Annotated in this window: 22 protein-coding genes and 1 pseudogene; 9 read left to right on the forward strand and 14 right to left on the reverse strand. The window is 45.2% G+C overall.

Annotated elements, in window-relative coordinates; all coding sequences use genetic code 11:
• Positions 1 to 254: 254 nt before the first annotated feature.
• Entirely contained in the window at positions 255 to 1,568 is a 1,314-nt protein-coding gene (locus ACQEXR_RS18000; RefSeq protein WP_427020868.1) for a cation:proton antiporter, read from the reverse strand.
• Between the two features lie 168 nt (positions 1,569 to 1,736).
• Here ACQEXR_RS18000 and metH point away from each other — a divergent pair, with 168 nt between their 5' ends.
• Positions 1,737 to 5,417 (forward strand): methionine synthase, encoded by a 3,681-nt coding sequence (metH, locus tag ACQEXR_RS18005; RefSeq protein ID WP_427020869.1) that lies wholly within the window; start codon positions 1,737 to 1,739, stop codon positions 5,415 to 5,417.
• A gap of 61 nt (positions 5,418 to 5,478) precedes the next feature.
• On the opposite strand, the gene mgtE is transcribed toward metH, so the two are convergent.
• From mgtE to ACQEXR_RS18065, 12 genes are all read right to left on the reverse strand, one after another.
• Positions 5,479 to 6,834 (reverse strand): magnesium transporter, encoded by a 1,356-nt coding sequence (mgtE, locus tag ACQEXR_RS18010; protein ID WP_138971416.1) that lies wholly within the window; start codon positions 6,832 to 6,834, stop codon positions 5,479 to 5,481.
• 112 nt (positions 6,835 to 6,946) lie between these two features.
• Entirely contained in the window at positions 6,947 to 7,225 is a 279-nt protein-coding gene (locus ACQEXR_RS18015; protein WP_138971417.1) for an HPr family phosphocarrier protein, read from the reverse strand.
• 4 nt (positions 7,226 to 7,229) lie between these two features.
• Positions 7,230 to 8,093, reverse strand: coding sequence for an RNase adapter RapZ (rapZ, locus tag ACQEXR_RS18020; protein WP_138971418.1), 864 nt, complete (start codon positions 8,091 to 8,093; stop codon positions 7,230 to 7,232).
• Positions 8,093 to 8,539 (reverse strand): PTS IIA-like nitrogen regulatory protein PtsN, encoded by a 447-nt coding sequence (gene ptsN, locus ACQEXR_RS18025; protein WP_138971419.1) that lies wholly within the window; start codon positions 8,537 to 8,539, stop codon positions 8,093 to 8,095. The genes rapZ and ptsN overlap by 1 nt, the downstream gene beginning before the upstream one ends.
• 4 nt (positions 8,540 to 8,543) lie before the next feature.
• A complete protein-coding gene (gene hpf, locus ACQEXR_RS18030) occupies positions 8,544 to 8,831 on the reverse strand; it encodes a ribosome hibernation promoting factor (protein ID WP_138971420.1) in 288 nt (95 codons plus the stop codon).
• Between the two features lie 26 nt (positions 8,832 to 8,857).
• Positions 8,858 to 10,324 carry an RNA polymerase factor sigma-54 gene (locus ACQEXR_RS18035; protein WP_427020870.1) on the reverse strand — a complete coding sequence of 489 codons (1,467 nt, stop codon included), beginning with the start codon at positions 10,322 to 10,324 and terminating at the stop codon, positions 8,858 to 8,860.
• 50 nt (positions 10,325 to 10,374) lie between these two features.
• Positions 10,375 to 11,100 (reverse strand): LPS export ABC transporter ATP-binding protein, encoded by a 726-nt coding sequence (lptB, locus tag ACQEXR_RS18040; RefSeq protein ID WP_138971422.1) that lies wholly within the window; start codon positions 11,098 to 11,100, stop codon positions 10,375 to 10,377.
• A gap of 2 nt (positions 11,101 to 11,102) precedes the next feature.
• Positions 11,103 to 11,600, reverse strand: coding sequence for a lipopolysaccharide transport periplasmic protein LptA (gene lptA / locus ACQEXR_RS18045; protein WP_138971423.1), 498 nt, complete (start codon positions 11,598 to 11,600; stop codon positions 11,103 to 11,105).
• Positions 11,581 to 12,144, reverse strand: a complete 564-nt coding sequence (gene lptC, locus ACQEXR_RS18050) for an LPS export ABC transporter periplasmic protein LptC (RefSeq protein ID WP_138971424.1) — start codon at positions 12,142 to 12,144, stop codon at positions 11,581 to 11,583. Before lptC ends, lptA begins: the two co-directional genes overlap by 20 nt.
• Entirely contained in the window at positions 12,141 to 12,698 is a 558-nt protein-coding gene (kdsC, locus tag ACQEXR_RS18055) for a 3-deoxy-manno-octulosonate-8-phosphatase KdsC (protein WP_138971425.1), read from the reverse strand. Before kdsC ends, lptC begins: the two co-directional genes overlap by 4 nt.
• Positions 12,698 to 13,663: a KpsF/GutQ family sugar-phosphate isomerase gene (locus tag ACQEXR_RS18060; RefSeq protein WP_427020871.1), complete on the reverse strand. Its 966-nt coding sequence runs from the start codon at positions 13,661 to 13,663 to the stop codon at positions 12,698 to 12,700. Before ACQEXR_RS18060 ends, kdsC begins: the two co-directional genes overlap by 1 nt.
• Before the next feature lie 18 nt (positions 13,664 to 13,681).
• A complete protein-coding gene (locus ACQEXR_RS18065; protein WP_331418034.1) occupies positions 13,682 to 14,647 on the reverse strand; it encodes a calcium/sodium antiporter in 966 nt (321 codons plus the stop codon).
• Between the two features lie 243 nt (positions 14,648 to 14,890).
• Between ACQEXR_RS18065 and mlaF the strand changes: the two genes are divergently transcribed.
• The 8 genes from mlaF to ACQEXR_RS18105 all read left to right on the forward strand — a co-directional run bounded on the left by mlaF (position 14,891) and on the right by ACQEXR_RS18105 (position 20,308).
• On the forward strand, positions 14,891 to 15,688 hold the full coding sequence (gene mlaF / locus ACQEXR_RS18070; RefSeq protein WP_138971428.1) for a phospholipid ABC transporter ATP-binding protein MlaF: 798 nt from the start codon (positions 14,891 to 14,893) through the stop codon (positions 15,686 to 15,688).
• Entirely contained in the window at positions 15,688 to 16,476 is a 789-nt protein-coding gene (mlaE, locus tag ACQEXR_RS18075) for a lipid asymmetry maintenance ABC transporter permease subunit MlaE (protein WP_138971429.1), read from the forward strand. The genes mlaF and mlaE overlap by 1 nt, the downstream gene beginning before the upstream one ends.
• Positions 16,477 to 16,478: 2 nt before the next feature.
• Complete coding sequence (mlaD, locus tag ACQEXR_RS18080; RefSeq protein WP_427020872.1) at positions 16,479 to 16,955, forward strand: outer membrane lipid asymmetry maintenance protein MlaD; 477 nt, start codon at positions 16,479 to 16,481, stop codon at positions 16,953 to 16,955.
• A 10-nt stretch (positions 16,956 to 16,965) separates the two neighbouring features.
• On the forward strand, positions 16,966 to 17,607 hold the full coding sequence (gene mlaC / locus ACQEXR_RS18085; protein ID WP_427020873.1) for a phospholipid-binding protein MlaC: 642 nt from the start codon (positions 16,966 to 16,968) through the stop codon (positions 17,605 to 17,607).
• Positions 17,604 to 17,933, forward strand: coding sequence for an STAS domain-containing protein (locus tag ACQEXR_RS18090; RefSeq protein WP_138971432.1), 330 nt, complete (start codon positions 17,604 to 17,606; stop codon positions 17,931 to 17,933). Before mlaC ends, ACQEXR_RS18090 begins: the two co-directional genes overlap by 4 nt.
• The gene (gene ibaG, locus ACQEXR_RS18095; RefSeq protein ID WP_045957198.1) at positions 17,926 to 18,180 is read left to right on the forward strand and encodes a BolA family iron metabolism protein IbaG; all 255 of its coding nucleotides are present in this window, start codon (positions 17,926 to 17,928) and stop codon (positions 18,178 to 18,180) included. The genes ACQEXR_RS18090 and ibaG overlap by 8 nt, the downstream gene beginning before the upstream one ends.
• Before the next feature lie 9 nt (positions 18,181 to 18,189).
• Positions 18,190 to 19,449 carry a UDP-N-acetylglucosamine 1-carboxyvinyltransferase gene (gene murA / locus ACQEXR_RS18100; RefSeq protein WP_138971433.1) on the forward strand — a complete coding sequence of 420 codons (1,260 nt, stop codon included), beginning with the start codon at positions 18,190 to 18,192 and terminating at the stop codon, positions 19,447 to 19,449.
• A gap of 118 nt (positions 19,450 to 19,567) precedes the next feature.
• Positions 19,568 to 20,308, forward strand: a complete 741-nt coding sequence (locus tag ACQEXR_RS18105) for a 1-acylglycerol-3-phosphate O-acyltransferase (protein ID WP_138971434.1) — start codon at positions 19,568 to 19,570, stop codon at positions 20,306 to 20,308.
• A gap of 75 nt (positions 20,309 to 20,383) precedes the next feature.
• On the opposite strand, the pseudogene ACQEXR_RS18110 reads toward ACQEXR_RS18105, so the two are convergent.
• Positions 20,384 to 20,490: pseudogene (locus ACQEXR_RS18110) on the reverse strand (MBL fold metallo-hydrolase); the annotation flags it as partial.
• Positions 20,491 to 20,642: the final 152 nt, after the last annotated feature.

Genomic DNA, 20,642 nt, shown 5'->3' on the forward strand with positions numbered 1-20,642 from the left:
AGGAGTGCTTCAGGTGTGGAAATCGGGTACGGGCTGTGGATTACGCGCTTTGAGATAGGGGACAATACGAGCGCTGCGCCTTCGGACAATGGCAGCGGGATTTACGCTGAAGGTAAGGTTTGGCTGTAAACTGATGAGATGCTGGGCCTAGAAGATGTTGATAGGACTTGTCCCTGAAAAGAGAAATACTTTAGCCTACACCCATAAAAAAGCAGCCATTTGGCTGCCTTTGAATGTCTTTCTGAGTATCACACTTATTCTTGGGGGGCTTGTTCAAGATCGCACTCTTCGTCGATCTCCTTCTGTTTGAGTTTCGCTTTATCAATCATAGGAGTGATGGTCGAGCCTTGGACAAGGATAGAAAATACCACTACTGAATATGTCATGACCAACACGATCTCTTTTACATCTATCAGCTTATCCTGAATGACCCAGATACCCGATGGAATTGATAGCGCCATCGCTAATGCCAGCCCACCACGGAGGCCACCCCAAGTGAGTATCCTGACAGACCAAGGGTTGTACTTGCGGTAGCGTTTGAAGCCAATGTAAGAGAAGAATACGCTCAGGTAGCGAGCTGCGAGTACTAATGGGATGGAGAACGCCATTAGGATCCAGTCTTCTTTATGGAACTCAAATAGTAACATAGACATACCAATGAGTAGGAATAGCACGCCATTTAAGAATTCATCTACCAGCTCCCAGAAGTGGTCTAAGTGGTCTTCACTTTCTTTAGAGAAACCGATAAAGCGAGTCCAGTTCCCTATCATGATACCTGACACAACCATAGCTAGCGGGCCTGAAACGTGTATCACTTCAGCAAATGCATAACCGGCCGTTGGCATACCAATCGTGAGCAGCAGTTCCATAGAGTGATCATCTGTAGCACTAATTAAGTAGTGGAAAAGTAGTCCTAGAGCAAAGCCATAGGCAATACCACCGATGGCTTCTTGAATGAACAGTAATGTCACACTGCCCACCGTTGGCGTTTCTGTGCCGAATGCGATGGTAAAAATAGTAACGAAGATTACTAAGCCGAAGCCATCGTTAAACAGAGATTCACCTTCGATTTGGGTTGAAATACGTTTTGGTGCATCAAGTTTCTTTACGATCGCAAGAACAGCGATAGGGTCGGTTGGCGAGATCAGTGCGCCAAATAACAAGCAATAAATGAGATTGAATTGAATGCCGATCAGTTGACAGAATCCATACAGTACAAAGCCTATAAAGAACGTCGAAAACAGGGTCGCGCCGAGAGCAAGCACTGTGATTTCCCATCTTTGATCTTTTAAATTGGGAAGTTTGATTCCTAATCCGCCCGCAAATAACAGAAATCCAAGGATCCCTTTTAGAAGAAAGTCTTCAAAGTTAATGCTGGATACCGTGTTTGAAGCGATTTCAGTCAGGTGGAACCAATCATTCTGACCCGCAATTAAGATAAGTAGCGAAAGCATCATCGAACCAGCGGTAATCGCGATGGTGGTTTGCATCTTACCTATCTTGCTGTTTATAAAAGCAATCAACATCGCTGCTGCAGACAGGAAGCACAGTGTGTAGTAGACCGACATTAGAATCTCATTATGTAACAAATTATGAATGAAGATTTTCTGCCTACTATGTTCAAATAGCAAACACTTTTTGTCATAAGTAAGTCATCAATTTGATCTTTTAGACGTCTAGACTCCTTTAATAACTGTGATAGGATGGAGGCATAAATAAAGGAATGAGGCAGTACCGTGGGAAGTAATGTAAGGCAACAGATTGAAGCTCAATTAAAGCAACGTATCTTATTGATTGATGGTGGTATGGGCACCATGATCCAAGATTACAAATTGGAAGAGCAAGATTACCGAGGCGAACGCTTTGCAGATTGGCACTGTGATTTGAAGGGCAATAATGACCTGTTAGTGTTGTCACAGCCAACGTTAATCAGAGATATCCACGCAGCGTATCTTGAAGCAGGGGCGGATATTCTTGAAACCAACACTTTCAATGCGACGACTATCGCTATGGCTGACTACGATATGGAAAGCCTCAGCGAAGAGATTAACTTTGCCGCAGCAAAATTGGCAAGAGAAGTCGCTGATGAATGGAGTGCGAAGACGCCAGATAAACCTCGCTATGTTGCCGGTGTTCTTGGTCCTACTAACCGCACATGTTCTATCTCACCGGATGTAAATGACCCTGGTTATCGAAATGTTAGCTTTGACCAGTTAGTTGAAGCGTATTCTGAATCGACTCGCGCCCTGATCCGAGGTGGGTCTGATCTTATCCTTATTGAAACCATTTTTGACACTTTGAATGCCAAGGCTTGTGCCTTCGCGGTTGATAGTGTGTTTGAAGAACTGGGTTTTAGCCTACCTGTTATGATCTCAGGTACCATTACCGATGCGTCGGGTCGGACATTATCCGGTCAAACAACCGAAGCCTTCTATAACTCTCTACGTCACGTTCAACCAATCTCATTTGGACTTAACTGTGCCCTTGGCCCTGATGAGCTAAGACCATACGTTGAAGAGCTTTCACGTATCTCTGAGACGTTTGTTTCAGCACACCCTAATGCGGGTTTGCCGAATGCTTTTGGTGAGTACGACCTTTCTCCTTCGGACATGGCGGTTCATGTCAAAGAGTGGGCTGAAAGTGGCTTTCTTAATTTAATTGGCGGGTGTTGTGGTACTACGCCTGAGCACATTCGCCAAATGGCAAAGGTGGTCGCTGGAGTAAAACCAAGAGCACTTCCTCAATTGACGGTGGCTTGTCGCTTATCAGGTCTTGAACCGTTAACGATTGAGAAGGAAACTCTGTTTGTTAACGTCGGCGAACGAACAAACGTTACTGGCTCTGCTCGCTTCAAACGATTGATCAAAGAAGAACTCTATGACGAAGCGTTAGAGGTTGCCCGCCAGCAAGTAGAGAACGGCGCACAGATCATCGATATCAATATGGATGAAGGCATGTTGGATGCGGAGGCGAGTATGGTTCGTTTCCTAAATCTATGTGCATCTGAGCCAGAAATCTCGAAAGTCCCTATCATGGTCGATTCATCCAAGTGGGAAGTCATTGAAGCGGGTCTAAAGTGCATTCAGGGCAAAGGCATTGTTAACTCCATATCTCTTAAAGAGGGTAAAGAGAAATTTGTCGAACAGGCTAAGTTGATTCGCCGTTACGGTGCGGCTGTTATTGTCATGGCATTTGATGAAATCGGTCAGGCAGAGACACGTGCACGTAAACTAGAGATATGTACGAATGCCTACAATATCTTAGTCAATGAAGTCGGTTTCCCACCGGAAGATATCATTTTCGACCCAAATATTTTCGCTGTTGCAACGGGCATTGAGGAACACAACAATTATGCGGTGGACTTTATTGCAGCGGTAGCAGACATCAAACGCGACCTCCCTTATGCGATGATATCTGGTGGCGTTTCGAACGTCTCATTCTCTTTCCGAGGTAATAACTACGTTCGAGAAGCGATTCATGCTGTGTTCCTCTACCACTGTTTTAAAAACGGCATGGATATGGGTATCGTAAATGCAGGGCAACTCGAAATATACGACAACGTACCCGAGAAGCTGCGTGAAGCGGTTGAGGATGTGGTGCTCAACCGTCGCGATGACAGTACTGAGAGGTTACTGGATATTGCTGCGGAGTACGCAGACAAGGGAGTAGGTAAAGAAGAAGACGCGTCGGCACTTGAGTGGCGTACTTGGCCTGTTGAAAAACGTTTAGAGCACGCCTTAGTAAAAGGTATTACCGAGTTTATTGTTGAAGATACTGAGGAAGCGCGCGTGAATGCTGCCAAACCGTTAGAGGTGATCGAAGGCCCTCTCATGGATGGTATGAACGTCGTCGGTGACCTGTTTGGTGAAGGCAAAATGTTCCTACCTCAGGTGGTGAAGTCAGCACGTGTAATGAAGCAGGCAGTTGCCCACCTAGAGCCATTTATCAATGCGGGCAAACAGGAGGGATCTACTAACGGTAAGATTTTATTAGCAACGGTGAAAGGTGATGTTCACGATATTGGTAAGAATATCGTAGGTGTCGTTTTGCAATGTAATAACTATGAAATTATCGATCTCGGGGTGATGGTTCCGTGTGAACAGATCCTTAAAGTCGCCAAAGAAAAGAATGTCGATATCATTGGACTTTCCGGCTTAATTACCCCTTCACTCGACGAAATGGTTCATGTTGCCAAAGAGATGGAACGTCTTAATTTCGATTTGCCGCTTTTGATTGGTGGTGCAACCACATCTAAAGCTCATACCGCTGTTAAGATAGAGCAGAACTACAAACATCCCGTTGTTTATGTAAACAATGCGTCTCGAGCGGTTGGTGTGTGTACCTCGCTGCTTTCAAATGAACTGCGCCCTGATTTTGTTGAAAAGCTTGATGCAGATTATGTACGTGTACGTGATCAACATAACCGCAAAAAGCCACGTACTAAGCCTGTTACTCTTGAACAAGCACGAGCGAACAAGGTTGTCATTGACTGGGAGAGTTACACACCGCCAGTTCCTGCTAAGCCGGGTGTGCATGTATTTGACGATTTTGACATCGGTACCTTGCGTAAGTACATCGATTGGACGCCATTCTTTATGACATGGTCTTTGGTGGGTAAGTATCCCACTATTTTCCAACATGAAGAGGTAGGTGAAGAAGCAAAACGTCTCTTTGAGGACGCGAATGAGCTACTCGATCGTGTTGAACAAGAAGGTTTGATGCAGGCGCGAGGAATGTGTGCACTTTTCCCTGCTGCAAGTATTGGCGATGATATCGAGGTCTATACTGATGAATCTCGTACTGAAGTCGCTAAAGTTCTGCATAACTTACGTCAGCAAACCGAGAAACCTAAAGGCTTTAACTACTGTTTGTCTGATTACATAGCACCTAAGGAGTCGGGCAAAAAAGATTGGATTGGTGCCTTTGCTGTAACAGGTGGTATCAATGAACGGGAGCTGGCTGATCAGTACAAAGCGCAGGGTGATGACTACAATGCGATCATGATTCAAGCGGTTGCTGACCGATTGGCTGAAGCCTTCGCTGAGTATCTGCATGAGCGGGTACGTAAAGAGATCTGGGGTTATGCCGAACATGAAAACTTATCCAATGAAGAGCTCATTAGAGAGAAGTATCAAGGTATTCGTCCTGCGCCTGGATATCCGGCTTGTCCTGAACATACCGAGAAAGGCCCATTGTGGGAGTTGATGAAAGTCGAAGAGACGATAGGGATGACCTTAACGTCCAGTTACGCGATGTTCCCTGGGGCGTCTGTTTCGGGCTGGTACTTCTCTCATCCAGATTCTCGCTACTTTGCGATCGCACAGATCCAACAAGATCAAGTTGAAAGTTACGCGCAGCGCAAGGGATGGGATATGCTTGAAGCAGAGAAATGGCTGGGCCCTAACATTAACGGCTAGAGCCTTTCCTGATAGAAAAAGCGCAGCTCAATGAGCTGCGCTTTTTAATATGTATCTGAGACTAGATCAGGATTGTCGCAAGTCCGAGGAATACCGACAAACCAATGACATCGGTGACGGTTGTTAGAGCCATGCCCCCTGCCAGTGCTGGATCGATATTCATTTTCTTGAGTAGGATCGGAATGGTTACACCGGCAACACCAGCAACAAACAAGTTGGTTAACATCGCTGCCGAGATGATTCCACCCAACATCCAGTTCCCTTTCCAAGCAACGACAATACCACCGATAATTAATGCCCACATGATGCCATTGAGTAGGCCGATGGCCGCCTCTTTCATCAGTAGTTCACGCTTGTTGGAATCACCGATATGGCCAAGCGCTAGACCACGGATCACCAGAGCGACGGTTTGGTTACCAGCAACCCCGCCCATCGAAGGCACAATGGTCATCAACACGGCGATCGCGGCCATCTGATCGAGAGTGGCTTCAAACATGTTTGAGACCGATGCCGCAGCAAGAGCAGCAAGAACATTAGCACCTAACCAAATACTGCGTTTTCGTGCTGATTTTACCACTGGGGCGAAAGTATCTTCGTCATCATCCATACCCGCCATACTCATCATCGAGTGTTCTGCGTCTTCACGAATGACATCGACAACGTCATCGATAGTAATACGTCCAACAAGGTGCTGCTTGTCGTCGATTACAGGAGCTGAAATCCAGTTACGACGTTCAAACAAGCTCGCTATGTCTGAGTCGCTCATCGTCACATCGATAGCTTCGTCGGCATCTTCCATCACATCACTGACTTTGACGTCTGGTTGCGTTGTGATGAGTGTTGTGATCGGCAGTTCGCCGATCAGTCGGCTCTCTTCATCGATAACGTAGAGTGCGTCAGTGGCTTCCGGCAATTCGCCTTTCATGCGTAGATAACGTAATACAACGTCGACATCGACATCACCACGAATAGTGATGACGTCGGTGTTCATTAAACTACCGGCGGTGTCTTCTGGGTAGGAAAGGGCAGTTTCAACTAATAGACGCTCAGCTGCGTCCATTTGAGATAAAACTTCTCTTGAAACATCATCGGGTAGGCTTCGAAGAACGTAAGCGACATCATCCGTCTCCATACCTTCGGTTGCTTCTGCCAGCTTTTCTGGTGCCATTCTAGACACTAGATCGTCTTTCACATCCTCATTCAGTTCATCGAGGATTTCACCATAATCTTCTGGGTCGGTGAGCTGCCAAAGAACTTCACGGCTTTTACGAGGTGATGCTTCTAATAGATGGGCAATATCTTCCGGTTCCATGTCCTGCAATTGACGACGGACATGGACAAAACGGCCATTTTCTAGCGCTTCAGTAACTTCTTTCAGGGCTTGGTGAGCTTGATCGAACTCTATTTGCTCTGCCATTGATTCCCCCTGACTCTATATTCCTACAATACTATGAATAGTAACCGAATTTTAGGATGGATTTAATAAGTTAATGTGAAGGAAGGTCATTTAGTTAGAGCATTTACGAGGATTACTCCTCTTCATCAAACTTATCTTCAATAAGATGACAGACTGCTTCTAACGCGGGATGAGCATCGTTTCCCTCGGCACTAATGGTAACGTGCTCTCCCTGAGCTGATTCTAGCATCAGCAGCCCCATGACACTATCGGCTGTGGCTTCTTTGCCTTCATGGTTTTGGATAGTCAGAATGGCGTCGTAAGATTGGGCAAGTTCAACCAGTTTTACAGCAGCACGAGCATGAAGCCCAAGACGATTTTGAATTAACACAGTACGACTTTGCTGCTGCATAAACTTATTCCTTATGATTTTTCTCTAATGAGGCATGGCGTATTTGTACTTGGTGTCCCATTTCAGCAAAGTACTCGCCAATTTGCTGAGTAAGATAGACGGAGCGATGTTTTCCGCCCGTGCATCCAATCGCTACGGTTAGGTAGCTACGATTATTTTTCTCTAATAAGGGTAGCCAGTCTTCAATAAATTTTTGGATCTGACGTTTCAGCTCCATAACCTCTTGGTGACCTTCTAAGAAAGACTTAATAGGGGCATCTAATCCTGTTAGGGGGCGTAAATCTGGCTCCCAATGTGGATTGGGTAAGAAGCGAACGTCGAAGACATAGTCTGCATCACTTGGGAGCCCATACTTAAAACCAAATGACTGGAACACCATGACTAGGTCTTTACGCTCACGACCTTCAACTCTCATGCGCACGGTTTCGCTGAGTTCGTGCAGAGATTGGTTGCTACTGTCGATGACCAAATCGGCATGTTCTTTCAGCGGGGATAGAATACATCTCTCTTTTTCGATCGCTTGTTCGAGTGAAGTATTGCCCAAACTCAATGACAAGGGATGGATTCGACGAGTTTCGCTGTAGCGTTTAAGCAATGTGTCTTTGTTCGCATCTAAGAATAGAACGCTAACATCCGAGTCTTGCTTAAGTTTAGCCAGTACGTCTTCGACAAGATTCGGCTCAGTGGGCAGATTACGAATATCGATGCTGACAGCAACGTTTTGCTTACTGGACTGAACTGTTTTGACGAAGACTTCGAGTAAATCGACGGGGAGGTTATCAACGCAGTAATAGCCAAGATCCTCGAGAACTCGCAATGCGACGCTTTTTCCAGCGCCTGATTGGCCGCTTACAACGATGAGACGCATTATTGATTGACCATGATGTCGTAAAGCTCTTGATCAGACTGAGCTTTGCGAAGCTGTTTTAGGATCTGCTTATCGTTTAAACGCTCTGCCATACTAGAAAGGGTTTTAAGGTGCTCTTTACATTGCGCGTCAGGCACGAGAAGAGCAAAAAGTAGGTCTACAGGGCGGTTATCGATAGAATCAAATTCAACCGGAGATTCACATTGCAGTAAAACTGCAACTGCTTTATCGCTGGACTGCATACGAGCATGGGGAATGGCAATTCCATTTCCAATGCCAGTACTGCCGACTTTCTCGCGACTTAGCATACATTCAAATAATTCAGTTGAGTTTTGACCTGTCTGTTCAGCAACGAGTTCACTGATCAGCTCTAGGGCTCTTTTTTTACTAGTACATTGAACTGCACTTTTCGTGCAGTTCAATGTAAGGATTTCGCTTAGTTGCATGGTTTTAGTGGGCGTTTAGCTTTTCTTTGTGCTTGTTGAGCTGTCGAACAAGTTTGTCGACGAGCGAATCTATGGCTGCATACATGCTTTCATCGTCAGAAGAGGCATGAATTTCACCTTGGTTAACGTGAAGGGTAGCTTCTGCGATTTGACGTAGTTTTTCAACTTTTAATACAACATGTACGCTGTTGATGTGGTCGAAAAAGCGTTCTAGCTTTTGAAACTTTTCGTTTACGTAGTCTTGCATTGAATCGGTTAGATCAACGTGATGGCCATTAATATTGATTTGCATAGACTTTCCTTCTCGGTTTTTAGGCCTTATAGCAGGCGTTTGCGCTGACTTGATGGTGCAATACCTAGTGACTCTCGGTATTTAGCGATTGTTCGTCTAGCGACCTGAATCCCTTGGTCAGCGAGTAGAGCAGCAATCTTGCTATCACTAAGTGGTTTGGCACTGTTTTCGGCAGCGACAAGCTTCTTGATGAGGGCACGAATTGCAGTTGATGAGCATTCTCCGCCATTGTCAGTACTGACATGACTTGAAAAGAAGTACTTCAATTCAAAAATGCCACGAGGGGTATGCATGTACTTTTGCGTTGTCACCCTTGATATGGTGGATTCATGCATGTCGACCGCGAGAGCGACATCATTCAGCACCATAGGTTTCATGGCTTCTTCTCCATACTCAAAGAAATCGCGCTGATGTTCAACAATACACTTAGCAACTTTGAGCAGAGTCTCGTTTCTACTTTCTAAACTTTTAATCAGCCATTTTGCTTCTTGCAAATTGCTGCGAATATACTGACTGTCAGCACTGTTGCCTTTACCTAAGGCCGCATATTGCTGATTTACTTTCAGTCTTGGAACTGAATCTGGGTTGATCGTTACAACCCACTTACCGTGATCTTTGTAAACTGAGACATCAGGAATGACGTATTCAGCGTGCTCTGAAGCAATACGGCTCCCCGGTCTTGGATCGAGCTGCTGAACGAGTTTGAGAGCTTCGCGTATCTCCGCTTCTTTCAGTTTAGTCTCTTTAATGATCAGTTTGTAATCTCGATTGCCTAACTGATCAATGTGATGGGTAAGAATTAATTTCGCTTCTGCGAGCCAAGGAGTGTCTTCAGGATAAGTGGCTAGTTGCAGCAGTAGACAGTCCTGCAAATTAACGGAGGCTACACCGAGAGGATCAAATTGTTGGATACGCTTGCGTACAGCTTCAATTTCTTCGATCTCAATTTCTTCGTTATTGAAATTTTCTAAGATCTCTTCAGTGGAAACGGTTAAGTATCCGTAGTCATCAATGGCATCAATTAAGGCGAGAGCGATGGTTCGATCTGTTTCACTAAATGGCGTCAGGTCAAGCTGCCAAATGAGATAGTCTTGTAAAGACTGGGTGGTTTCACCTTGATAAACAGGAGTATCATCGTCGAGAGCAATGCCTGTACTGCCGGTATTTGCGCTATAGACATCATCCCAAGTGGTATCAATTTCGAGGTCGTTACTAATTTCAGATTTTTCGATGAGTTCAGAACTGTCTTTGACGTCGGGTTCCGCGGTATCTGCAAGTTCTACGGTAGGCTCTTTTTCCTCACTGCGGGTATTGTCTTCAACCGTAGGTTCGTCATGGGCCTCTTCTACCTCAAGTAGAGGGTTTGAATCCAATGCTTCTTGAATTTCCTGTTGAAGATCTAGCGTTGACAGTTGCAACAAACGTATTGCTTGTTGCAACTGAGGAGTCATCGCTAACTGCTGTCCTAGCTTGAGTTGTAATGAGGGTTTCATTCAGTATTGCTTGCCTTCATGCTGGAGAATCTTACCGTTCTTCCCTTTAATCATAGACGGAATTGCTCGCCGAGATAAACTTGTTTCACTTGTTCGTTGTTAAGCACTTGCTCCGGTGTACCTTCTGCAATCAGGTGTCCTTGACTTACAATGTACGCTTTTTCACATACATCAAGCGTTTCACGAACGTTGTGGTCAGTGATCAAAACGCCAAGGCCACGATCTCTCAGGTGTTCAATGATCTTTTTGATGTCGATGACCGAAATAGGGTCAACGCCAGCAAAAGGTTCGTCCAACAAAATAAATTGTGGGTTGGCTGCGAGTGCTCTTGCTATCTCAACTCTTCGACGTTCACCACCAGATAATGCCATACCAGCGCTGTTGCGTATGTGCTGAATGTGGAATTCTTCCAATAAATCTTCCAACTTGTCTTGGCGCTCTTCTCGAGTCATCTCTTCACGAGTTTCGAGAACCGCCATGATGTTATCTTCCACTGAGAGTTTGCGGAAAATAGACGCCTCTTGTGGAAGGTAGCCTATCCCCATACGTGAACGGCTGTGCATCGGTAAGATACTGATGTCTTTATCATCGATAGTAATTGAGCCTTCATCACGAGCGACCAATCCTACAATCATATAGAAGGATGTTGTTTTCCCTGCTCCGTTAGGACCAAGCAGGCCAACGATTTGGCCTGATTCTACTTGAAGACTTACATCCGTTACGACGGTTCGATTGCCATAGGTTTTCGCTAAGTGCTCAGCTTTAAGTATTGCCATAACTATTCTTGTACTGCTTGTGGCTGAAGAACGGTAGATACGCGGTCGCCTTTCTCTTTACCGTCAGCAATCAGCTTTTGAGAAGAGATTTTGTAGCGAATCTTAGTACCGCGGATAACACTATCGTCTTGAGATAGCATCGCTTGATCTATCATGGTTAGTTGGTCATCGATCATGACGTAGTAAAGCTCTTTTGCTTCACCATACAGAGTTTTGCCATCGTCAGTGAGCTGCGAGAAAGTCGCTAGATTGCCGTAGCCTTCAATCTCTTGGATTGAGCCATCTTTCGGGTCACGAGTCACTATCACTTTGTCTGCGTTAATGTTGATACTGCCTTGTTTCAACTTAACGTCACCGATAAATGTGACTTTGTTGCTTTGCATATCGAGCTGTTGACTGTCAGAGTCGATATAAACTGGCTGTTCCTGGTCTGTTGATAGCGCCAATGCTTGGCTAGACAGAAATAAACAAGAAATCAGACTAAGGTGTGAGAGTTTCATATCTACCTTGTACGTGCTTGTATAGGGTTGCGTGATTATCGGCAAAATTGCCTGTCATCGCTTGTCCCACTGTTTCAAATTGAGGCCCAACCATAATGACTTGGTTGTCTGCCCAAAAGTCTCTACTGTCCAACTGAATATTCATGATATCGGTGGACAAAGTGTCAAAACCTGATTCTGGAAGTAAATTACTTGCTAGGACGTTCTCATAAAGCGTTAAGACATGCTCTTTGGTCAATACGCCACGCTCAGCCGTTATCTCCCACTCTTGAGTGGTACCTTCTTTATAAACCTTCAAAACCGGTTGGTTAAAAATTGTGTCACCACTTTTTGCGTAGTGGTCGAGATTTACCGATGTAATCACGTAGCTGCGGATACCACTTTCAGTGTAAGAGGTATTTTCTAAACCTTTTCCGCTAAACATCGGTAGCTCTGTATCTGGCTCTACCTGAATATCATAACTCTGCTGTTGGTCGAAAAGATAGTAAGCAGACCAGCATATTATGAAAGTTAGGATCAGATAGCCAATACGAGAAAGACTCATATACTTAGACCTTTATGAACATCAAGTTCGTTTCGTGCTTGAAGGATGAGGTCACAAACTTCTCTTACTGCACCATGCCCACCTTTAATTACGGTGACATAGTTTGCTCTTTTTGCCAGTAGCGGATGCCCGTCTGCGACACAAACCTTGAGTGCGACTTGCTCCATTACGGGCCAGTCAATCAGGTCATCGCCAATATACCCAGTATGCTGTGGCAAGATATTGAGTTTATCGCAAATGTCTCGATATGCTTTTACTTTGTCGTCTTGACCTTGGTATATCAGCGAAATACCAAGCGCTTTCATTCGATTTTCGACGATTTGTGAACGGCGACCAGTGATGATGGCTATTTTGATACCAGCATTCATTAGTGATTTTACGCCATAGCCATCTCGAGTATGAAAAGTTTTAAGTTCTTCACCCTCGTTGCCCATGTAAATTAAACCGTCGGAGAAGACGCCATCAACGTCACAGATAAGCAATTTAATTTGTTTGGCAATTTCTAATGTGGATTGTTCCACTGGTTGATATAAAGTTTCAATCATTTTCGACATTACATCACTCCGGCTTTTAGTAAATCATGCATGTTAAGGGCGCCGACAACTTTGCCGTTCTCGCATAGCACCAAACCATTAATGCTCTTGTCTTGCATTAGATTAAGTCCTTCGGCCGCAAGCATATTTGGTTCTGCAATGGTTGGATTAACCGTCATAACATCGCCGATCAGAGCGGTATGAATATCAATGCGTTTGTCCAGAATTCGACGTAGATCCCCATCGGTAAAAATACCGATCAGTTGCTGGTGGTCATCAACCACAGCGGTCATTCCTAGACCTTTCTGACTGATTTCTAGTAATGCCTCACGGACAACGGTGCTGGGAGTTACTAGAGGAAGGTTATCGCCGGTGTGCATGATGTCTGCCAGTTTTAGCAGCAACTTGCGACCCAGCGCTCCACCTGGGTGTGACAGCGCAAAATCTTCAGCAGTAAATCCGCGAGCCTGCATTAATGCCATCGCCAACGCATCGCCCATAACTAGAGTGGCGGTTGTGCTTGAGGTTGGAGCAAGCTGAATAGGGCATGCCTCTTTTGGCACAGTGATTTGGAGATGAATATCTGACAGTTTTGCCATATTTGATGCTGGCTTGCCTGTCATACTAATAATTTTAATGTTGAGTCGCTTCAATACTGGGAAAAGACTCAAGATCTCAGAAGACTCGCCTGAGTTTGAGATAGCAAGAACCACATCGCCAGGTTCAATCATACCGAGGTCGCCATGAGCCGCTTCACCCGGGTGGACGAAGAATGCCGATGTGCCTGTACTGGCTAATGTTGCGGCAATCTTGTTGCCAATATGGCCAGATTTACCCATCCCCATGACAACGACTTTGCCTTCTTTATTCGCACGGATTAGCTCACAAGCATTGATAAAGTCGTCGTTGATGTATTGGTCGAGTTGTTTTAGGGCCTCAACTTCGGTTTGTAAAACCTCTAGGGCAGCTGAGCGATAATCAAACATAAATACTCCGAGATGAGGTTAAGCAGTCATATTCATGATGAGGTAGGCTTGGTAGCCAATGAAACAGCAAAACAGCACTGCGCCTTCAGCACGGTTGATGCTACGAGATTTGCCCAGTGCCATTGCAACGAGCAGCAAAGATACGCCAAGCATGACCCAAAAATCACGGCTCATGGCAAATTCACTCAAGACTGAAGGATTGAGGATACCTGGGATCCCCATAACCGCTAAAATATTAAATACGTTTGAACCGATGATATTACCGACGGCCATATCGTCTTCGCCTTTCATCACGCCAGCAAGGGAAGCAGCCAGTTCTGGTAGGCTCGTTCCTACTGCGATAATGGTCAGTCCAATGACTAAGTCACTCATTCCGAAGTACTGAGCAATAATCACCGCGTTGTCGACCAACACATCCGCTGCGAGAGGTAACACAATCAGACCTATCACTACCCAGATTGCCGCTTTAGCGTTACTTACGCCCTCTGGTACTTCAGACTCTTGTTCTTCGATAAGAACATCACCGTTCTTTTTCTCATTGCGGCTAATGCGAAGCATGGCAACGATGAATGCTGCAAACAGTACAAAAAGAAGAATACCTTCATAGAACCCTAAATGGCTGTCCCAAAGTAACACACCAGCAAGGATGGTGACGCCAATCATGAGAGGCAGTTCACGTCTTAGTACAGCAGAACTGATAGAGAGCGGCTTAATAAGCGCAGTTATGCCTAGTATTAAAGCAATGTTGGCGATGTTGGAACCAAGTACGTTACCTACAGCAGTATCCGTTTTCCCATCGAGGGCTGCGGTTGCTGAAACCATCATCTCTGGTGCAGATGAACCCATTGCTAGGATAGTCATACCGATCACGAGTGGAGAGATTCCCACGTTTCGCGCTAGAGCGGCAGCGCCAAATACCAGTTTATCGGCACTCCAAACTAAAAATACCAATCCAATAATGAGAAACGCAACGGCTTCGAACATGATGATTCCTAATCAATATACAACGAGAGAATTTAACCGTTAATTTTGACGGTTTGGCTATTAAAAGGGAAGCGCTTCATTCAATTAATTGTTAACCAAATTGTCTATTTGATTAGAGATGCCTTGAGTTATTGGGATTGCCAAGAATATTCGAAGATCTCACAATTAATCGAACAGTGCTTTAAATTGTAAATGAATGTGCTTATGATTGCCCATTCATAAGGGAAGGGGTAATAGCTCAAGATGGAATCCGAAGACCTAGTTACAATAAAGCAGCTCATGTTTTCTCGTGGAGAGCGCAAAATATTTGATAACGTTAGCTTGAGTGTACCTAAGGGAAAAATCACCGCTATCATGGGACCTTCTGGCATTGGTAAAACGACACTGCTACGCCTTATTGGAGGTCAAATCTACCCAGAAAGTGGCGAGATCTGGTTTGACGGTCACAACATTCCATCGCTTAGTCGTAAAAAGCTCTACCAAGAGCGAAAAAAGATGAGCATGTTGTTTCAATCGGGGGCTCTGTTCACCGATTTGTCTGTTTTTGACAACGTTGCCTTTCCTCTACGTGAACATACAAATTTGGATGAGTCTCTGATCCGCACTTTGGTGCTACTTAAACTAGAGGCGGTGGGGCTGCGTGGTGCCGCTTCACTGATGCCGAGTGAACTGTCCGGTGGTATGGCAAGACGAGCGGCACTCGCTCGAGCTATCGCGCTAGACCCAGACCTAATCATGTATGATGAACCTTTTGTTGGCCAAGACCCTATCACCATGGGTGTGCTCGTTGAACTGATCCGCAACCTGAATCAAGCACTCAGTGTGACATCCGTCGTGGTTTCACATGATGTTCCAGAAGTAATGAGTATTGCCGATTTAGTCTACATACTGGCAAATGGTAAAGTCATTGCTCATGGAACCCCTGAAGAGCTACGTACTAACCCAGATCCACAAGTGCAGCAATTTCTTGTAGGGGATGCCGACGGCCCTGTACCATTCCGTTATCCGTCTCAACCTCTAGCTGAGGAGCTCTTCTTATAATGGCAGGCTTAGCAAATTTTGTGGCTTCTGTTGGTCGTCGCGCCTTATCCGTAACAGAGTCGTTTGGTCGTGCAAGTTTAATGCTATTCGGTGCTTTAGCGAGTAAGCCACAGCCAGTTAAAAACTTCCCATTGTTGGTAAAGCAACTTTATACAGTCGGTGTTCAGTCGCTGATCATTATCGTGCTGTCTGGTCTATTTATTGGCATGGTACTGAGCTTACAGGGTTACGTCATTCTGGTTGATTTCGGTGCTGAAGGGGCGTTAGGTCAAATGGTGGCGTTGTCATTGCTACGTGAGTTAGGACCTGTCGTCACGGCTTTGCTATTCGCCGGTCGTGCAGGGTCAGCCTTAACGGCCGAAATTGGTTTGATGAAAGCAACAGAACAGCTTTCCAGTATGGAGATGATGGCGGTTGATCCACTCAAACGAGTGATCGCACCACGATTTTGGGCGGGTGTGATATCTATGCCTCTACTAGTGATGATTTTCATGGCTGTCGGTATTTGGGGCGGTCAACTTGTCGGGGTTGATTGGAAAGGAATCGACCACGGCAGCTTCTGGTCAGCAATGCAAGCCTCCGTAGAGCTTGGTCAGGATATTGGTAACAGCATGATTAAGAGTATCGCTTTCGCAATCACTGTTACTTGGATAGCTTTATTTAATGGCTACGATGCGATACCTACATCTGAAGGTATCAGCCGTGCTACAACACGCACCGTAGTCCACTCTTCTCTTGCTGTACTTGGTCTAGACTTCGTACTAACCGCATTGATGTTTGGGAATTAATCATGCAACAAACTCGAAAGATTGAATTATGGGTCGGTAGCTTTGTTCTTGCCGGAATTTGCGCAATTCTGGTGATGATTTTTCAAGTCGCTGACGTGAAAGGGCTAGGCTCTAACGATACTTATACCCTCAAAGCTGAGTTCGACAATATTGGTAGTTTGAAGGTTCGTTCACCGGTCAAAGTCGGTGGCGTGGTTATCGGACGTGTCGTGGCGATCAACTTGAATAGTGAGTCTTTACTACCCGTTGTTACCATGGCGATCAATAGTAAGTACGATCAGTTCCCAGAGACATCTAGTGTGAAAATCCTTACCTCTGGTTTGATCGGCGAGCAGTATATTGGCCTCACACCAGGCTTTGTATTTGACGATGAGCAGATGCTGGTGGAAGGGGACTATATTGAAGATACTAAGTCTGCACTTGTACTTGAAGATTTGATTGGACAGGTTCTTTACAGTGTAGGCGGCTCTGATGAGTAAGGAGATAAACATGTTGAGAAAGTTAGTACTTACTCTTCTGGCATTTTTTTTCACATTTAATGTGGCTGCGAATGAAATTGATAAGACTCAGCCATATGACATGATGAAGCTGGTCTCTGAGCGTGCTTTTGAGCGACTCAAATCAGAGCAACCACTGATTCACCAAGATCCAAACTATTTGAAAGTGATTGTTGAAGAAGAGCTTATGCCTTTCGTCAATGAGAAATACGCAGCACTCAAGTTACTGGGCCCTAATTTAAAAGGCGCTAAACGTGAAGATGTGAGTCAGTTTATCGTCGCATTTCGCTCTTATCTCATTAGCTCTTACGCTCAAGTGCTTACTCAATACACGGATCAGACCATTGAATTTGGTCCTGAAGCGAAAAATAGTGCGGACAAAAATATTATTGGTGTCAAAGTGGATATCGTTGATTCGCCAAGACCCAACATTAAGCTCGAGTTCAAGCTAAGAAAAGATAAGAACACGGGTGAATGGCAAGTGTTTGATATGATTGCTGAGGGTATTAGTTTGCTCTCTAGTAAGCAATCTGAATGGAGCACCAAGCTACGTCAAGAGGGCATTGCTGCTGTTGCTGATGAGCTAGAAGCACTGTCTCAGCAAGCTATTCGCTTTGAGAGTAAAGCGCAATGATGCATCCGCAGTGGCAAGTGATCAGTGAGCAACAATGTGCCTTAAACGGCAACTTGGACAGAGACACAGTGCCTGCCCTATGGGCACAGCTACAGAGGTTCAAACCAACTTTGAGTGAGATGGAGTTGTCGCTAAAGTCGGTTGAACGAGTCGATTCGGCAGGAATGGTGATGTTAATTCATCTAATAGACAATGCAAAAAAGCAAAACTGTCATATAATGCTCAGTTTCGTGCCGAATGAATTGCGCACATTATTTCAGCTAAGCAATGTAGAACAAATCGTTGCTAAGCATTTAAAGAATACTACAGGGGTGAATTGTGGATAGCGCAAAAGTACAACAGATTTTAAACGAAGCACTGAATCTAGAAGAGCTGCACGTCAAAGGCGAAGGCAGTCATTATGAAGTCGTTGCTGTTGATGCTTGCTTCGACGGAATGAGTCGCGTTAAAAAACAACAGCTAATTTATGCACCACTGATGGAATATATCCAACGAAATGACATCCACGCTGTTTCTATTAAAGCTTACACTCCTGCAGAGTGGGCTCGTGATAAGAAGTTGATGTCACTGTAAGGTTTAAAAATGGAAAAGTTTCGAGTTATAGGTTCTAAAAAGCCTCTAGTAGGTGAAGTGACCATCTCAGGTGCCAAGAACGCTGCACTACCAATTTTATTTGCTTCTATTCTTGCTGAAGAGCCAGTTGAAGTAGCCAACGTTCCACGTTTACGTGACATCGACACAACGATGGAGCTATTGGGACGTCTTGGGGCGAAAGTCGAGCGTAATGGGTCTGTCCACGTTGACCCTAGCAGTATCAATGAATACTGCGCGCCTTACGACTTAGTAAAGACGATGCGTGCATCTATTTGGGCATTAGGTCCACTAGTGGCGCGTTTTGGTCAAGGTCAAGTTTCATTGCCGGGTGGTTGTGCGATTGGTGCACGTCCGGTTGATCTCCATATTCATGGTCTAGAGCAGTTGGGTGCAACCATTACTCTTGAAGATGGGTATGTGAAAGCCAATGTTGATGGACGCCTGAAAGGCGCTCACATCGTGATGGACAAAGTCAGTGTTGGTGCCACCATTACAATTATGTGTGCGGCGACTTTGGCAGAAGGCACGACTGTGCTGGACAACGCAGCACGTGAGCCGGAAATTGTCGACACTGCTGAGTTCCTAAATAAACTTGGGGCAAAAATCTCAGGTGCAGGCACAGACACAATTACAATTGAAGGTGTTGAACGTCTTGGCGGTGGCAAACATTCAGTTGTTGCTGACCGTATTGAAACGGGTACCTTCCTCGTTGCAGCCGCTGTTTCTGGTGGTAAAGTCACTTGTCGCAATACGAAAGCGCATCTTCTAGAAGCCGTTTTGGCTAAGTTAGAAGAAGCGGGTGCTGCGGTAGAGACAGGGGAAGATTGGATCTCAGTCGATATGACAGGTCGTGAACTCAAGGCGGTAACGATTCGTACGGCGCCTCACCCTGGTTTCCCTACTGATATGCAGGCTCAGTTTACTTTGCTTAATATGATGGCAAAGGGTGGTGGCGTGATCACAGAGAACATCTTTGAAAACCGCTTTATGCATGTGCCAGAATTAATGCGTATGGGCGCTAAAGCTGAAATCGAAGGCAACACAGTCATCTGTGGTGACGTTAATGAGCTAAGTGGTGCTCAGGTCATGGCAACCGACCTTCGTGCCTCAGCGAGCTTAGTGATTGCTGGCTGTATTGCTCACGGTGAAACTATCGTTGATCGTATTTATCACATTGATCGTGGCTACGATAAAATTGAAGATAAATTATCTGCTCTTGGCGCAAATATTGAACGTTTCCGCGATTAGAGATAAAATCAGCTAACGCTTGTAAGCCGAAACGCGAGTTTCGGCTTTTTTATGAAAAACAGATCAGGTAAAGTCTGGGGCAATTAAAATGATTCCCCGCTGATCTTGGAGAACCACAATGATTGCACTACTACGTGTATTGGCTGTTGCGATTTTTGCAATTGTGATGTTTGTTTTTGGTTGCGGCTACTGTTTATTGAGTCCACGTAATCCAAAACACGTTTTTACCTTTGGTCGCCTGTTTGGCAAGATGTCACGTGTTTTCGGCATCAAACTTGAGCTGCGTATCCCTGAGGATGCTTATGAGCGTGGTCAGCATATCTATATCGCTAACCATCAGAATAACTGGGATTTGTTTACAGTCTCTTCTGCGGTTACGCCAAAAGTCGTGACGGTGGGTAAAAAGAGCCTTGCGTGGATGCCTCTGTTTGGTCAGCTATATTGGCTAACGGGGAATATCTTAATCGACCGCGCTAACCGTTCAAAGGCGAAGGGCACCATTGATCAAGTGGTTGATAGCATGAACAACAGTGATGTGTCAGTCTGGATGTTTCCTGAGGGCACTCGCTCACGTGGACGTGGTTTGCTGCCATTTAAAACGGGCGCTTTCCATGCCGCCATTGGCGCGAAGCTACCTATTATTCCTATTGTGTGTAGCTCAACGTCAGGCATTAAGCTCAACCGCTGGAATAACGGCCATGTTATCGTAGAGATGCTGCCTCCAGTGCAGGTCGATGAATACGGTAAAGAGCATGTTCGTGAACTCGCAAACACTTGTCGTGAGCAGATGGAAGCGAAGCTTGAAGCGCTTGATGCCGAAGTGGCAATGCTAAATCAGCAGCAGGGCGTAAAAGCCTAACGTAATGTGCGTGATAGGTATGTATAAACCAGTAGATGCAAATCTACTGGTTTTTTTATGCGTCGAGAACAGTGATTATTTCACGGCAATACCCACATCAAAATTATCTGGCCAGTCTAAAAGCGTTGAATATTATCGCCTTTAAAAATGCCACTATGCTGTGGACATAGCATATCAATGTTGAACTAGCACAGTGGGGAGAGGAGACAATTTCGTTTCAGTTGATATAAAAAAGCCAAGTCTTTCGACTTGGCTTTTTAAAGTGGCTCCTCCTGCTGGGCTCGAACCAGCGACCTGCGGATTAACAGTCCGTCGCTCTACCAACTGAGCTAAG

The organism is Vibrio sp. TRT 2004 (genome assembly GCF_050113735.1).
Taxonomy (GTDB): domain Bacteria; phylum Pseudomonadota; class Gammaproteobacteria; order Enterobacterales; family Vibrionaceae; genus Vibrio.

Coding starts and splice junctions, on each gene's coding strand:
- lptB (WP_138971422.1), bottom strand. CDS start 11,100: ATGGCAATACTTAAAGCTGAGCACTTAGCGAAAACCTATGGCAATCGA.
- mlaC (WP_427020873.1), top strand. CDS start 16,966: ATGTTGAGAAAGTTAGTACTTACTCTTCTGGCATTTTTTTTCACATTT.
- ACQEXR_RS18060 (WP_427020871.1), bottom strand. CDS start 13,663: ATGTTTGATTATCGCTCAGCTGCCCTAGAGGTTTTACAAACCGAAGTT.
- ACQEXR_RS18035 (WP_427020870.1), bottom strand. CDS start 10,324: ATGAAACCCTCATTACAACTCAAGCTAGGACAGCAGTTAGCGATGACT.
- ACQEXR_RS18090 (WP_138971432.1), top strand. CDS start 17,604: ATGATGCATCCGCAGTGGCAAGTGATCAGTGAGCAACAATGTGCCTTA.
- ACQEXR_RS18065 (WP_331418034.1), bottom strand. CDS start 14,647: ATGTTCGAAGCCGTTGCGTTTCTCATTATTGGATTGGTATTTTTAGTT.
- kdsC (WP_138971425.1), bottom strand. CDS start 12,698: ATGTCGAAAATGATTGAAACTTTATATCAACCAGTGGAACAATCCACA.
- rapZ (WP_138971418.1), bottom strand. CDS start 8,093: ATGCGTCTCATCGTTGTAAGCGGCCAATCAGGCGCTGGAAAAAGCGTC.
- ACQEXR_RS18105 (WP_138971434.1), top strand. CDS start 19,568: ATGATTGCACTACTACGTGTATTGGCTGTTGCGATTTTTGCAATTGTG.
- hpf (WP_138971420.1), bottom strand. CDS start 8,831: ATGCAAATCAATATTAATGGCCATCACGTTGATCTAACCGATTCAATG.
- mgtE (WP_138971416.1), bottom strand. CDS start 6,834: ATGGCAGAGCAAATAGAGTTCGATCAAGCTCACCAAGCCCTGAAAGAA.
- mlaF (WP_138971428.1), top strand. CDS start 14,891: ATGGAATCCGAAGACCTAGTTACAATAAAGCAGCTCATGTTTTCTCGT.
- mlaE (WP_138971429.1), top strand. CDS start 15,688: ATGGCAGGCTTAGCAAATTTTGTGGCTTCTGTTGGTCGTCGCGCCTTA.
- mlaD (WP_427020872.1), top strand. CDS start 16,479: ATGCAACAAACTCGAAAGATTGAATTATGGGTCGGTAGCTTTGTTCTT.
- lptC (WP_138971424.1), bottom strand. CDS start 12,144: ATGAGTCTTTCTCGTATTGGCTATCTGATCCTAACTTTCATAATATGC.
- lptA (WP_138971423.1), bottom strand. CDS start 11,600: ATGAAACTCTCACACCTTAGTCTGATTTCTTGTTTATTTCTGTCTAGC.
- murA (WP_138971433.1), top strand. CDS start 18,190: ATGGAAAAGTTTCGAGTTATAGGTTCTAAAAAGCCTCTAGTAGGTGAA.
- ACQEXR_RS18015 (WP_138971417.1), bottom strand. CDS start 7,225: ATGCAGCAGCAAAGTCGTACTGTGTTAATTCAAAATCGTCTTGGGCTT.
- ACQEXR_RS18000 (WP_427020868.1), bottom strand. CDS start 1,568: ATGTCGGTCTACTACACACTGTGCTTCCTGTCTGCAGCAGCGATGTTG.
- ptsN (WP_138971419.1), bottom strand. CDS start 8,539: ATGCAACTAAGCGAAATCCTTACATTGAACTGCACGAAAAGTGCAGTT.